General features: G+C 39.5%; 9 protein-coding genes, 2 tRNA genes and 1 rRNA gene. All 12 read left to right on the forward strand.

The genetic code is table 11. The annotated features are described in order from the left end of the window. The first annotated feature begins 50 nt into the window (after window positions 1–50). Window positions 51–1,031 (forward strand): WxL protein peptidoglycan domain-containing protein, encoded by a 981-nt coding sequence (locus AC3B6D_RS05965; protein WP_489758185.1) that lies wholly within the window; start codon window positions 51–53, stop codon window positions 1,029–1,031. Window positions 1,032–1,052: 21 nt separating this feature from the next. Then, window positions 1,053–1,919 carry a hypothetical protein gene (locus AC3B6D_RS05970; RefSeq protein ID WP_489775159.1) on the forward strand — a complete coding sequence of 289 codons (867 nt, stop codon included), beginning with the start codon at window positions 1,053–1,055 and terminating at the stop codon, window positions 1,917–1,919. Continuing rightward, window positions 1,916–2,947 (forward strand): WxL protein host-binding domain-containing protein, encoded by a 1,032-nt coding sequence (locus tag AC3B6D_RS05975; protein WP_489775160.1) that lies wholly within the window; start codon window positions 1,916–1,918, stop codon window positions 2,945–2,947. The genes AC3B6D_RS05970 and AC3B6D_RS05975 overlap by 4 nt, the downstream gene beginning before the upstream one ends. Before the next feature lie 203 nt (window positions 2,948–3,150). Further along, window positions 3,151–5,226 carry a BspA family leucine-rich repeat surface protein gene (locus tag AC3B6D_RS05980; protein WP_489775161.1) on the forward strand — a complete coding sequence of 692 codons (2,076 nt, stop codon included), beginning with the start codon at window positions 3,151–3,153 and terminating at the stop codon, window positions 5,224–5,226. A 182-nt stretch (window positions 5,227–5,408) separates the two neighbouring features. Continuing rightward, the gene (locus AC3B6D_RS05985; protein WP_489775162.1) at window positions 5,409–6,179 is read left to right on the forward strand and encodes a WxL domain-containing protein; all 771 of its coding nucleotides are present in this window, start codon (window positions 5,409–5,411) and stop codon (window positions 6,177–6,179) included. A gap of 39 nt (window positions 6,180–6,218) precedes the next feature. Further along, window positions 6,219–7,253, forward strand: coding sequence for a DUF3324 domain-containing protein (locus tag AC3B6D_RS05990; protein ID WP_489775163.1), 1,035 nt, complete (start codon window positions 6,219–6,221; stop codon window positions 7,251–7,253). Window positions 7,254–7,269: 16 nt separating this feature from the next. Continuing rightward, complete coding sequence (locus tag AC3B6D_RS05995) at window positions 7,270–8,049, forward strand: WxL domain-containing protein (protein ID WP_489775164.1); 780 nt, start codon at window positions 7,270–7,272, stop codon at window positions 8,047–8,049. 259 nt (window positions 8,050–8,308) lie between these two features. Next, complete coding sequence (locus AC3B6D_RS06000) at window positions 8,309–9,901, forward strand: helix-turn-helix domain-containing protein (protein ID WP_489758192.1); 1,593 nt, start codon at window positions 8,309–8,311, stop codon at window positions 9,899–9,901. 270 nt (window positions 9,902–10,171) lie between these two features. After that, entirely contained in the window at window positions 10,172–11,449 is a 1,278-nt protein-coding gene (serS, locus tag AC3B6D_RS06005; protein ID WP_489775165.1) for a serine--tRNA ligase, read from the forward strand. A 420-nt stretch (window positions 11,450–11,869) separates the two neighbouring features. Further along, window positions 11,870–13,436 (forward strand): 16S ribosomal RNA (locus AC3B6D_RS06010). Between the two features lie 97 nt (window positions 13,437–13,533). Beyond that, window positions 13,534–13,607, forward strand: a tRNA-Ile gene (locus tag AC3B6D_RS06015). 12 nt (window positions 13,608–13,619) lie between these two features. Then, window positions 13,620–13,692: transfer RNA gene (locus AC3B6D_RS06020), tRNA-Ala, on the forward strand. The last annotated feature ends 1 nt before the right edge of the window (window position 13,693 follow it).

A 13,693-nucleotide genomic window follows, 5' to 3' on the forward strand; every position in this document is an offset into this window, starting at 1 on the left:
TTTTAAAAAATTGGGCTTGGTTGGTTATCTTGTTGGTAGCATGTTGTGGTTTGGGTAAAAGTCAAATCGTTCACGCGGCGGGGGGCACATTCAGTGTCGAACCCGAGCAGTTAACAAATCAAATTGGTTCAGTTAAGGGTGGTTGGTACTTACATGTTCAGCCAAATCAAACGTATCAATTGAAGTTTAAAATTCTCAATTTAACTAACCAGTCCAACGTTATTACGGTCAAGCCAATTCCTGCTCAGACTAATTCAGATTTACAGTTGATGATTGATAATCCCTATGCTAAGCCGGGACCCAAGGCCCAGTTTGATTTACGTAAACTAGTTACTCCTTTGAGTGTGGAAGTTCCAGCTAAAAAAGAAGTCGAAACGTCCGTAACATTAAAAATGCCACGGCAACGGTTAATCGGACTTATTATGGGAGGGCTGTTGTTTCAGTCACAGACTGACTTCCAGCAACAGGAACAACAGGCTGTTAAGAGTAAACAAGGTTCGGCAACGATCTCAACAGCCAATATTAGTTATGGTTTGAATTTGCGCCAAGATGATGCCATCTTATTACCTCATTTTCAAGTGGGGACACCAATTTTAACTTCACAGGCTAATCGGGTGGTGATACAGACACCAATTAAAAATACCGCGCCGTATCCTTTTTTAAAGGGGCACTTGCGAGTTAAGATTAGTAAAAAGAATTATTCACGGGCGAACTGTACCATGGTTTTAAAAAACGTTAATTTTGCACCTAACTCGCAGACTAAGTTATTATTACCTTGGCGTAAGGGTCGCTTGATGCCGGGAACATACAATGTTACTTATATATTGGATCATCATAAGCAACATTATGTATTTCACCGCCATATTATTTTGAGCCCACAGCAGTCTAAAAAGTTAAATTACTTTTTGCCACGAGCACAACGCAAGTATCGAAATGTGATCATTATTTTAGTACTGTTTTTGGTGATTTTGATGGGCTTAATTTCTTGGTGGGTTTATGCTTATGGGCAGAATTTATCGAAGAAAAAGTAGCGCCGATTTTGGGGGATTAAAATGAAGAATACTTATAAGACAGTAATGTTCACCAGCTTAGTTTTAGCAGCAGTAGCCGGTTCTAGTGTTAATGAGTTGAATGTTCAAGCAGCAGGTAATGCGCTGGATGGCGTGTCAGGAGTAGATCCTGGACAAGCTTTAGGAGCTAATAGTGGCATTGATTTTAATAGCGCTGCTGCAAATCCGTCTGATGCAGCGACTGATAGTGCTAATAATCATGACTTTCAATCTTTCGGTGGCATTGATTTTGCAGAAGATCGGATTTCACGGCCAATTTTCTTAATGGAAGTTCCTAATTTTGATTTTAATATGAAAGTCGGTGCTACTACTGCTGAAATGACGGCCTCTTCTGGTAATCGGTATTTAGTGGTCAATGATACTAATGCTGGCTCTGGCGTGCATAATCTATGGGAGGTGGATGTAAAAGTGGGTTCTTTTTATAAAACTTCCGGTTCTGCTCAGATTAAATTATCTAAGATTACGCCGACAATACCGTCAATTAATTTACCATCTACTAATGTAGGCAAGCGAACGAGTTATGGAAATTGGAGTGGTAGTGGTTATACTCCGTCTAAAATATCTGGTGCTTTACAGGGTCCACCAACTCCGGCAGACAATTCAAAGCCTGATGGTTTGATTTTGTTAGCTAAGGATGGTAGCGACGCCGATCCTAATCCTTCGCAAAGGGTCATGCATATAACCGGTAGTAATTATGATTCTCATTATTATGGCTTAGATTTTAACGATCCTAGTTATGCTAAATTAAATGATTTTCCCACCACTAAGATAGAAAATTTAAAAGATAAGTACGTTGCTCCAATTACTTGGACTTTGCAGTTTACACCAACTGGTCAGGCTTCCAAATGAAAAATAAATTACGTTTTAAACAATTAATTTGTGCACTAGTCATGGTCTGTGGTTGGTGCCTTTTTTTTCAAAAGCAACTGGTACAAGCTGATCCCGGTTCACCCGTACAGGTGCAATTACAAGTTCCCAAAGAAAATCAAGTTCCGGCTAGTAGTGGCGTTGTGCAAGTTGATTTAAAGCCTAAGAAGTCCGCAAAATTTGCATTATACTTAAAAAATTTGACTAATCAACCAGTGCAATTAAAGATTTTTGGCGGAACGGCACAAACCACGGAACAGGGGGGCTTGAGTTTAGCATCAAATAAACATTTATTGATGGATCGGTCGTGGCACTATAGTTTGGCAGACCTGGGTTTAAAAACGCAATACTTAGTGCTCAATGCCAATCAGGAACAGGCTGTACCTTTAAAAATTAAAGCACCAGCTCATTTTAAAGGTTCAATTGCGGGTTCAGCGGTTGTGCAAACTTTGTTGACTAAACAATATAACAATCAAGTAAATAATTTTCAAATGGCCTTTGGCGTGTTAGCTAATGTGGGGGCTGTGGATAAATTACAACCCAAATTACGCCTGGGTAAGGTGCGTGTCCGTTCTTATGCGGGACAGCCACAAGTAGTAGGGCAAATCCATAATCAATGTCCGATCTACTATGGCAATGGAGCGGTCAATTATGACATTCGCGTTCGCGGTTTAACCAATAACTTTGACAAGCATTTGAACATTCCTCAAGGCGCCTTAGCGGCCAATTCGATTGCGCCAATTACTATTACGTTAGGTAATAATCCTATTAAAGCGGGCAATTATCAGTATAGCGCACAGGTTAATGTGGGCAATCGTAATTTTCATTTTCAACATAACTTTACGATTAGTCCCAAGCAAGCTTGGCAATTGAATCGCCAAAATCCTAATATTAAGCGCACCAAATGGCCATTGATTGTTGCTATTATCATTTTTGGTTGCTTATTGTTTGGGTTATTTTTGTGGTTGTTGTTTAAGTTTGCCAAGAATCGTGGACGAAAACAGAAGTAAATAATAAGAACTAAATACAAGGTCACTCCTAACCAAACTAGGAGTGGCCTTTTTCGTGTAGTAGTTTAAGTTATTTGTAATTGTCTTGCGCTATATATAAATATTGTGACTTTTTTCACCTTGAATTCTTCCAAAATGAGATTTAAAATTAGCATGAAATTGTTTTGAAACGATTTCAAAAAATGATATGGGGGGAATGAAGAGTGAATATAAAGCAAAAAAGTTTTACGACTGCTGGAGCATTGTTAGGACTGGTCTGTGGTTTAACTTTAATTCAACAAAATGTGCAAGCTGCTGATAATGAGCAAGTAGCGAATGTTTCAGATCAGGTAGAACCAGTAGCTACTGAACAAGCTCCAACGAGTTCAGCATCGGCAAGTACAACAGTAAGCCCTGCTACCAATGCGACTCCTGTGACTGAGCAAATACCACAAACTAACGTCTCAGTTGATGGAACGACAGCAGTTAATAACGATGTACCTATTACGGAAAACCAAGCTACCACTACAACGGACGTTAATTTAGCAACGGATGCAGCTGCGAACAATCCAGCTACACCTGCTAATAATTCTAATGCAACGGTATCAGCAACTAATAATGACACGCAACCGGCGAATGCTGGTGCTACGGCAGATAGTAACGTTATTACTAGTGGTGTTTGGGGAACTAGTAAGTGGGATTTTGTTCATGAAGGTGACGATTATACCCTGCATTTTCACGCAGGAATTTTAGGAAATGATTCTGGTGGATATTTTATTAATGGTCATAATTATGGTGGAATAGGTACAAAAGTTTTGAACGGTAATTTCACATATAGTAATGAATTAACAAAAGTTATATTTGATCCAGGCGTAGTTGCGGACATTAACTTATCTTATTTATTTGCATATTTAAAAAATTTAAAGATTATTGAAGGGTTAAACAATCTTGATACATCAAAAGTAACAAATATGGATGGTATGTTTGATGGATGTTCAGGATTGACAAGTTTGGATGTAGGCAAATTTGATACATCAAAAGTAACAAATATGGATGGTATGTTTGATGGATGTTCAGGATTGACAAGTTTGGATGTAGGCAAATTTGATACATCAAAAGTAACGAATATGTATGGTATGTTTGGTGGATGTTCAGGATTGACAAGTTTGGATGTAGGCAAATTTGATACATCAAAGGTAACAAGTATGGGTTTTATGTTTGATGGTTGTTCAAAATTAACAAGCTTGGATTTAAGCAAGTTTGATACATCAAAGGTAACAAGTATGAGTTTTATGTTTGATGGTGATTATAAACTATATCAACTAACGTTAGGATTAAAAACAATTCTGAACAAAAACGCTTATCTTCCAGCTGTTCCAGCAAAGGGTACTAAAGTATCAGGTACTAATAAAGTTATTACTTCACCATATTGGGTTGCAATGAATGGTACTAACACGGGAACAAAGTATACTTCTTATGAATTAATGGCAATGCCTGGTCGTTCTGAGGTAACGACTTATGAGTGGGATACTCAACCAGCTATGGCCAATCGAACTCAAAGAAAATCCGTTACTCGAGTCATCAATGTTCATCAACCAGATGGACAAGTTAATACAGAATTACAAACTGTTACCATTCAACGTAATATTAAGGATAATGAAGATGGAACGGTGACTTACGGTGATTGGTCCAAAGCTAATTGGACATTGTACACTGTGCCAGAAATTGCGGGTTATCAGGCAAGTCAAACTGCGGTATCTGAACAAGCTGTGGCTGGTGACACTAAAGATCAAACAATCGATATATACTACACGCCAATTGAACAAACAGTAACAATTGAATACTTGTATGACGGTGACGCAGTTGACACGCAGCAGTTAACTGGTTATGTCGGCGATATCTTAAATATTAATTATCATACTCCAGCTGGTTATGAAGTTATCGATCAACCACAAACAACGGTAACGGTTGATGCTTCAAAACAGCAGATTATTCAATTTGCTGTTGATCATCAGATTATACCTAGCTTGGAAACTAAGACCCTTACGCGAACAATTAACTTCCATTATCCAGATGGACAAGTTAAGAGTCAAAACCAAGTGGCAATTTTAAAACGTAACATCTATCAAGATGCAGTCACGGGCGACAAGGTTTATGGTACTTGGCATGGTGATACTTGGGATGCTGTACTAGTACCAAAGGTCAGTGGCTATACTGCCAGCCAAGATACAGTAGTTGAACAGGCAGTGACTACAGATACTACTGATCAAGTGATTGATATTTTCTATCAAAAAGCGTAGTGCTTGCGAAACTTTATCAAGTGATTTTTGCGACATGAGTCCATGGTAAATGGGCTCTTTTCATTTGGCACGCTGAAAAAATTGATTTATTTTTAAGAATTTAAGTGCTTTGTTGAAAAATCTATTGTATAATTAGTTCGATGTAAATAAGTAAAGATTTTTTTAAGGTGGGGGACTTCTTTATGAAATTAAATAAATTATTGAGTATGGGAATTTGTGCTACTTCTTTGTTAGCTATTGCCGCTCCAATGTTGGCACAAACTGTTAGTGCTGATGATGCTACTTTGGTAAGCGGTGCTGGTAATACTGTTACTGCTGCTTCATCTGCTTCAGGATCTTCTCAAGCTTCAGTTGGCTTTAAACCAGGTGATTTGACTTTATATCAAGTACCAAACTTCAATTTTGGTACAGGTAAAGTTGCAAAAGCTGGTGCAATTGATATGGCTGGTTCAGCTGCTAATCGATTGGCTGTTGTTGTTGATAATCGTTCTACTGCTAATGCATCTGGTAATGGTAATGTTAATCCGTGGACTTTGAATGTATCTGTAGATAAATTTAAAACTTCTTCTACTGATACTGGCGTTGAAATTCCTTTGGGAATTAATGATAAATCCGATACGTCTGCATTTAAAATGTTGAATTTAGATCAGTCCACTTATAGTTATTCTAATAATGATGTTTATAGTATTGATAGTAACAATCCAGCTAAACCACTTGGTTCTATGGCTAATGGAGATATTTCTGGAGATACTACGCTTGCTCTGGTTTCTGGTTCAAAACGATTTGGCGTAACTGGATTTGATTTTAGAGATCCAGCTTCTGTAAGATTGCTATTAGATGCAAATAACGTATCTAAAGTTGATCCTAATAGTAATTATACTGCCACGGTTAATTGGAATCTGTCTATTGATCCGACGACAACACCAGCTCCAGCAGGCGGTGCCGGCGCATAGTATTAATAACCAAAAACTTCTAGTTTAGAGGATACGATTTTGCGAAAATTATTACGTCCATTGATTTTTTTAATGGCTTTAATAGGCAGTTTCTTTATTATTCATCCCGTGTCAGCGGCAATTACTGGTGCAGCTGGTTTTTCTGTTGAGCCTGAGGGCAGTCAAGGTGCTGCACAATCGGATTACTTTTTGTTAAATGTGGAATCTGGTAAAAGTTATCCACTAAACTTAAAGATTACTAACAGTAAAAAATATCCCATTGACGTGGTAGTTAAACCGACGGTTGCTGGAACGACTAATCAAGGTCAGATCAATTATGCTAATTTAACTAGCGTTCGTGACTCCAGTTTGAAGTATGACTGGACGAAAATGGGACCAGTTAAGCAAAAAGTTACGATTCCAGCTAAGGGCTCTCAGACGGTTTCAGAAACCATCAATGTGCACGCACCCAAGTTTAATGGTGTACTGTTGGGTAGTTTTTATATCTATTCACCAACCATTAACCATAAGATGCATCATAAGAAGTCTAAAGGCATGAGTTTAACTAATAACTATTCTTATTCAGTTAGTACCTTGTTTAAAGTTGGTAATGTTGATAAAGTGCAACCAGATCTACGCTTAGTTCGGGTTCGGCCGACTTTATTAGGCATTCAACCTGCTGTGAATATTAATTTGCAAAACTTTGAACCTAAGTACATTACTAATAATGATATGCGGGTCAAGGCAAAGATTTATCCGGCTAAGAGTAACAAACTACTCTTCCAGAATAGTCAAAAGCAAATGAACTTCGCGCCGAATTCTAACTTTAACTTTCCAGTTAGCTGGGGGAATAAGCCGATGAAAGCTGGTAATTACCAAGCTCGCGTGCGGATTAATACTTCAGGTAAGAGTTGGTATTTCAAGAAGAACTTTACGATTTCGCCAGCGGATGCTAACCGGTTGAATCGCAATAATCCGAATACAAAACGTAATTATTGGCCATTAATTATTACGATTATTGTCATTGTTTTACTATTGATTGGCGTATTATTCTATTGGTTCTATAAGCGAGGACAAAATCAAGCAACTAAATAGTTATGGGGGGGATAACTTGAAAGTAGCAAGATTTAATGTTTTATTAATAAGTTTAATTGCTGCCATCTTCATCTTTAGTACTCCCACTATGGCTGCGGATGATGCGAATGTCGTTAATCGACCGGCGGATGCTACTTCAGGCACAGTAGAAGCCAACAGCTCAGCCAATGTTGGTTTTGCGCCAGGTAAGCTGGATTTACGAGTTCCTAATCCCGAGAATGTCGGTTTTCCAAATTTTGGTACGCAATATGTATTTACCAAAAGTATCTGGAAATATCGACCAGTAATCCAAGCCGGACAAACCGAAGCTAAACCGATGCTAGATAATACGATTATTGTGACTGATACTCGGGGGGCTGAGAGTGGCGGTTGGAATTTGAGTGTTTCTTGCTCTAAATTTCATAATACCGACACGAGTGTTGCTCCTGATGAACAAGTGCAGCCCATTTCGTCGCTAGATTTTACTAGTGCTAAAGTTGTACAAGCCAATGTAGATAGTGCCGATAATTTTTCCTTAGCGCAAGATTTTGATTCGAGCTCATCGGGAATTACTGGTTTGAATACTTTAACGGGTTCGCAGAATTATCCTTGGGTTTATCCGAGTGATGATATCAATGATCCTAATACGACAACCACTTTATTTACGGCACAAAAGGGGACCGGTTTAGGTTATTGGGGCTTATTCTTAACAGGAGCGCAGTTAGTAACTCCAAGTCAGAATGGGCAAGTTGCTGGTAATTTTAAGGCAACGTTAACTTGGACACTCAATGGTGGTAATCCTACGACACAAGCGTAAACTTCTCGTGTTAATTTAACTTAATAAATGAAAAAGGACATGTTTCATGTCCCTTTTTTGTATAGAACATTTTTTATAAAAATCTGTTTTAAATTATTTTTTATTGATTGTTTTTAGTAATAATAGTTGAAATCTGTGTTATCTTGGATTACATTAAAATTGGTTGTACATTATAATATTTATTATATAATGATTATTATTTGTTAATTTTAAATGCTTAAATCTTAAGTAATGAAATTAATTAATGGGGGGTATCACATTGGAAAAAGAACAAGACTTATTTTTGTCAGTTTCTGATATGGAGAAGTTACGCTTGTTTGAGCGGGTCAGACAATTAAAGATTATGGAGATTTCTTATCGCGATGATCTTAAAGCTCATCAAAGTCTAGATTTTGATATTAAAGATATTAATTTTCGCCAAGCAGCTGCACAAATGAATAAAAGTTACGGCAGTATCTATAATACTTACGATGGTATTATTCAAGATATGAAGGAATTATTGGGGAAAGATGATCCAACAATCGAAGAAATTTTTTCTGTTGACAATGATCAGTATCACTTTTTTTTAGTTTCCCATTCGGATGCTTACAACTTCATGATGGCAATTTTGGAAGATACTTGTCAGTCATTTGATGATTTTTATCAAGAGTGTGGCAATAGTAAAGCAACTGCTTTGCGCCATTTAAAACCGATGCGTTTATTTTTGAAAACTTTTAACGTACGAATTACTTATGAAAAGATGCGCTTTGTCGGGGAAGAAACAGATGTTAGATTAGCAATATCCGCGATGTTTTGGGAAGCAACGCGGGGATTTGCTTGGCCTTTTAAGACTATTTCTGAGGAAGAAAGCGAGTGGCTCGTCAATCAAGGCTTAGAGGCCTTTCAAGTAGTAGCGCAACCGAATCCGATGACTTTTCGGGTTTATCAAATTTATGCCACTGTCAATTGCTTACGGATTTATCATGGTCATTTTGTGGAACGCAATGCGAAAATCGACTGGGTTCGCTATCCAAATCTGAATGTCTATGAAAGCTTCATGACTGAGGATAGTTATGAACGATTTGCGGACAGTGACTTTGCTAAAATCATTCAGTACTATCGAGATTTGACGCCCGCCCGTTTAATGAATGAATCTTATAATATGTATAATTTGGTTAACTGTTCATTATCCATTGTTCCTTGTGGCAATGAAAAAGCCGATGAAATTCTTGACCATATTCAAGAGTATGATACTAAGATTTACGACTTTGTGGGGGCATTCTTACAATCGATGCCTTATAATATTCAGCGACAATTTAATTTATCCGATGAAATTGTTAAGCTCTATCGCATTGCCTTGATGCGGGTCTTAATCGGGGGCTTGGCATTTGGTAATAGCTATTACCAAATGGTAGAAGTCTACACGGGAGAAAAATCAGGGCTATCCAGTATTGATTTGCCAGAGTTTAAGAAGACCATTCGGAATATTTTACAGCATTTATTTGAACAAAATGAATTTCAAGATTTTCAAGATAAAGTTAATTTGCTGACCAATGCGGTTTACAAGATTTTGCTTCGAGTCGTGGTCATGTTTTCTGATCATTTTGCAGTTCAAGTCTACCTCAGTATTGAAGAAAATCAGTTATACCGTTTTGATATGGTAGAAACAATTGATAGTTTGCCTTACGTGCAACTAGTTCAAGATCCTAATGATGCAGATTTGATTGTGACGACTTCGAGTCATTATACGTTAGATCCTACACAACATGACATTTATATCTTTAAGTGGGAACATGATGCTAATAGTGCCCAATATGGCCAGTTGATAAGTTTAATTCGGGATATTTGGACGGAGAAAAAGATTTCCAAATAAAACTTGCCTTTTAATGTTAGTTATATTACTATCAACCTAGATAACGTAGATATCTTACCGACTTTACAGAGAGCTAGTGCAGTGCTGAGAGTTAGCAGTTGGTGTTCCAATATCGTTTCAAACGGATAATGAATAAATTATACGGTCAGCCCCGTTATAGCTGTTAGAGCGTAGTGTGAAACACTAAAATTGGGTGGTACCGCGATGAAGAGTTGATTCGTCCCTTTAATGGGGATGAAGACAACTCTTTTTTATTTAAAGGAGGAAATTATGTTAGATTTAAAAGTGATTCGCAATAACCCTGATTGGGCGAAAAAAAAGTTAGCTGAGAGAAATATTGCAGGGGAAGAGATTGATCATTTACTAGACTTAGATGTTAAGCGCCGCCAAGTGATGGCGCAAACTGAAGATTTGAAAGCTAAGCGCAACGAAGTTTCGAAGCAAATTGCTCAAACTAAGCGACAAAAACAAGATGCTACTGCCGCGATTGCTGCCATGAAAGAAGTTGGCGCGCAAATTAAAGATTTGGATGAGCAATTAGCAAAGCTTAATGACCAAACGGATTATATTTTAGTCCGCTTGCCCAACTTTCCCGATGATTCAGTGCCTGTTGGCAAAGATGAGTCTGCCAATGTGGAAGTTCGTAAGTGGGGCGAAATTCCGCACTTTGACTTTGAAGCCCAAGCTCATTGGGATATTGGCGAACAATTGGGAATTTTGGATTTTGAACGGGCTGCGAAAGTTTCGGGTAGCCGCTTTGTTTATTATTTAGGTGCCGGTGCGCAATTAGAACGGGCTTTATACAACTTTATGTTAGATGAGCATCAAAAAGATGGTTATACAGAAGTTATTCCACCTTATTTGGTCAATAGTGATTCCATGTTTGGTACTAGTCAGTTCCCTAAGTTTAAAGAAGACGTTTATACCATTGTTGATGAAGAACGGCCATTGACTTTAATTCCTACTGCCGAAGTTCCCCTAACTAACTATTATCGTGGCGAGATTTTGAGTGAAGATCAATTACCAACTTATCTTACGGCTTTGACACCATGTTTTCGTTCTGAAGCCGGTTCTGCTGGCCGTGACACCCGCGGTTTGATTCGTATGCACCAATTTAACAAGGTGGAAATGGTTAAATATGTTAAACCAGAAGATTCCTGGAATGAATTAGAAAAATTAACCGCAAATGCGGAAAATATTTTACAGAAGTTGGAATTACCATATCATGTCATTACTTTGTCCAGTGGTGATGCTAGTTTTAGTTCTGCAAAGACGTATGACTTAGAAGTTTGGATGCCCCAGCAAAATATGTATCGGGAAATTTCGAGTTGTTCTAATTGTACAGATTTTCAAGCACGGCGCTCACAAATTCGTTATCGTGATGAAAATGGTAAGTTACAATTTGTCCACACCTTAAATGGTTCCGGGCTCGCAGTTGGTCGGGCAGTGGCGGCTATTTTAGAAAATTATCAAAATGCTGACGGTAGTGTCGATATTCCTAAAGTTTTAGTTCCATATATGAATGGTAAAACTAAAATTACTAAGTAATATGTAGGCAATTGAATCCTAAGAGAAGATGAAATATCTTTTTTTAGGATTTTTTTATATCGTAAAAAAGCAGTCATACCAAGGGATAGAGCAATAAGTAGCAAAAAAGAATAAAAAAAGATGGGCAAAGGGGTTGCAAAAGGGTAAAAAAGTTGATAATATATTTTCTGTTGTCAATGAGTCATGCGCGTCACTGTTAAGCAAATAAAAAAAACAGTTGACAAGCTCATGATAAGATGATAAACTAAATGAGCCACTTAATCAAGTGGTAATCAACAAAAAGTTAAGTAGATCTTTGAAAACTGAACAAAGTTTCTTTAAAAGCCAAGTGCTGGGTTCTTGAAAAAGAACCTGTCAATTTAAAAGTAATAAAGAAGACAAAGAACGTTAGAGTTCTAAGTCTGAGTCAACAAACTAACAAAAAATGAGAGTTTGATCCTGGCTCAGGACGAACGCTGGCGGCGTGCCTAATACATGCAAGTCGAGCGAGCAGAAGTAACGGAATACCTTCGGGTAGGAAGATATGGATGCGAGCGGCGGATGGGTGAGTAACACGTAGGTAACCTGCCCTTTAGCGGGGGATAACAATTGGAAACAGTTGCTAATACCGCATAAAGTGCTTAATCACATGATTAAGGAATGAAAGACGGTTTCGGCTGTCACTAAAGGATGGACCTGCGGCGTATTAGCTAGTTGGTGAGGTAAAGGCCCACCAAGGCGATGATACGTAGCCGACCTGAGAGGGTAATCGGCCACATTGGGACTGAGACACGGCCCAAACTCCTACGGGAGGCAGCAGTAGGGAATCTTCCACAATGGACGAAAGTCTGATGGAGCAACGCCGCGTGGATGAAGAAGGTTTTCGGATCGTAAAATCCTGTTGTTGAAGAAGAACGTGCTTGAGAGTAACTGCTCAAGTAGTGACGGTATTCAACCAGAAAGTCACGGCTAACTACGTGCCAGCAGCCGCGGTAATACGTAGGTGGCAAGCGTTGTCCGGATTTATTGGGCGTAAAGGGAGCGCAGGCGGTTTGAAAAGTCTGAATGTGAAAGCCCTCAGCTTAACTGAGGAAGTGCATCGGAAACTGTCAAACTTGAGTGCAGAAGAGGAGAGTGGAACTCCATGTGTAGCGGTGAAATGCGTAGATATATGGAAGAACACCAGTGGCGAAGGCGGCTCTCTGGTCTGTAACTGACGCTGAGGCTCGAAAGCATGGGTAGCGAACAGGATTAGATACCCTGGTAGTCCATGCCGTAAACGATGAGTGCTAAGTGTTGGGAGGTTTCCGCCTCTCAGTGCTGCAGCTAACGCATTAAGCACTCCGCCTGGGGAGTACGACCGCAAGGTTGAAACTCAAAGGAATTGACGGGGGCCCGCACAAGCGGTGGAGCATGTGGTTTAATTCGAAGCAACGCGAAGAACCTTACCAGGTCTTGACATCTCCTGAAAGCTGTAGAGATACAGGGTTCCCTTCGGGGACAGGAAGACAGGTGGTGCATGGTTGTCGTCAGCTCGTGTCGTGAGATGTTGGGTTAAGTCCCGCAACGAGCGCAACCCTTGTTACTAGTTGCCAGCATTAAGTTGGGCACTCTAGTGAGACTGCCGGTGACAAACCGGAGGAAGGTGGGGACGACGTCAAATCATCATGCCCCTTATGACCTGGGCTACACACGTGCTACAATGGATGGTACAACGAGAAGCGAACTCGTGAGGGCAAGCAGAACTCTAAAAACCATTCTCAGTTCGGATTGCAGGCTGCAACTCGCCTGTATGAAGTTGGAATCGCTAGTAATCGTGGATCAGCATGCCACGGTGAATACGTTCTCGGGCCTTGTACACACCGCCCGTCACACCATGAGAGTTTGTAATACCCAAAGCCGGTGGGGTAACCCTTCGGGGAGCTAGCCGTCTAAGGTAGGACAAATGATTAGGGTGAAGTCGTAACAAGGTAGCCGTAGGAGAACCTGCGGCTGGATCACCTCCTTTCTAAGGAAAAATAAACGGAAAGCAGTTGGCAAGAAACTTTGTTTAGTTTTGAGAGGTCTACTCTCAGGGCACCAAGAGACAAGCGCGAAAGAAAATCGGGCCTATAGCTCAGCTGGTTAGAGCGCACGCCTGATAAGCGTGAGGTCGATGGTTCAAGTCCATTTAGGCCCATAGAAATAGTACGGGGGTTTAGCTCAGCTGGGAGAGCACCTGCTTTGCAAGCAGGAGGTCATCGGTTCGATCCCGTTAACCTCCAT

The sequence above is a fragment of the Bombilactobacillus sp. ESL1097 genome (assembly GCF_058107205.1).